This is a genomic window from Paenarthrobacter sp. NPDC089322, assembly GCF_040684895.1.
In the GTDB taxonomy this organism is placed as follows: Bacteria; Actinomycetota; Actinomycetes; order Actinomycetales; family Micrococcaceae; genus Arthrobacter.
Window position 1 is genome coordinate 1 of sequence record NZ_JBFBGW010000046.1, and the last position, 1,271, is coordinate 1,271.

Genomic DNA, 1,271 nt, shown 5'->3' on the forward strand with positions numbered 1-1,271 from the left:
TACGGTGGCAACATCATTTTCCAGGGCCGCGTGGTGGAGCGCTGTGCGGTTCATTCTGTCCATACGTGCAGTCTGCCATCCGGGAACCAGCGGCGAGAGCGACGCCCTTCGAAATAGCTGTCCGGTGAAGGATCCCTTTGCGGACACCTGATGACGCCGGTCGAGGTTAGAGGGCCCAGGGGTCTACCAGATGTCCCAGACCACGCCCGCGAACCAGTCTGCTGTGTCAGTCCGGGCGTTCTCGTCCCCGAGGGGTTCTAGGATGCATAACAGTGCTCGGGCAAACTTGGGGCCTGGTTCGATGAGATGCGTGTGCGGCTCGAATTCGTTCAGATAGCTCCGGCAGCTGACTTGGGCCAGCTGGAGAGCCTCCGGAGTTCCCTTTCCCAACAACCAGTACGACTCTGCCGTGGCCAAGATCGGCTGCAGCTCAAGGGGTGCCGTTATTTCTTTGATGTGGTGGAGCAGCACCAACATCAAGCCTTTCCATCTGTCTGTTCCTTGGGCGGCCGCGACTTGCTCGCCAGCGAACTGTAGTTCCTGTGAAGTCATTTGTCTGTTCAGATCGGGCATGCCATGGGGTGTTTGGCGGCCGAGGATCTTATCTAGTTCTTCGTTGACGATCTGGGCTGCGCTGGAGTCCCCGTCGTAGTAGTCCTCCCAGAACCCGTGCACTAACCAGCGTGGTGGTGCAAATTCGAGCACGCCACCGTCACCGATTCTGGCCTCCCAGCTCTCTGGAATTGTTTCGTCAATGGTCATAACGGCTCTTGAATCAACCCAAGCCAAGTTTCTTTGATCATCTGCCACTACTTGGATCTCAACCCGCCCATTGGGGTACGCCAGAATGGAGGTCACCGTATATTCGGTGTCAAGCTCAAGCCAGCCGCTGCCTTCGAAAGGCCGAGCTCCAGCTGACTGGGCGATCTGCGCGTAGATGACTTTCATGAGTTTGACTGAGCAGCCGTTAATTCTCGTGGTGTGAGCGGGCTGGTAGAGTGGCCGCCTTTCCAAAGCTGCGGATCTGCTGCTAGTTCGTCTGGATCGGACAGGTCTCCTCTGAACGTCTCTTGGGGTAACGACTGCGCTGACATGCCGACAGTCTACGGCCGGTAGGTCATCCGGTGAGGATCCTTTACCGCACCCTGCTGCCTTACGGCGCCGCGCCCGGTCAGGGATCCTCTACCGGACACCACAGGGATAACCTGTCCGAATAAGCGATGTCATGGCCGCATTCGTTGGATAGTCTCAGCTGGTGACTGACTACCGGC

The 1,271-nt window shown here is 57.8% G+C and carries 1 protein-coding gene; it reads right to left on the minus strand.

What is annotated here, in order from left to right; genetic code table 11:
• Positions 1–183: 183 nt before the first annotated feature.
• Positions 184–948 (minus strand): hypothetical protein, encoded by a 765-nt coding sequence (locus AB0N65_RS20630; protein WP_364166146.1) that lies wholly within the window; start codon positions 946–948, stop codon positions 184–186.
• Positions 949–1,271 lie beyond the last annotated feature (323 nt).

Coding starts and splice junctions, on each gene's coding strand:
- AB0N65_RS20630 (WP_364166146.1), bottom strand. CDS start 948: ATGAAAGTCATCTACGCGCAGATCGCCCAGTCAGCTGGAGCTCGGCCT.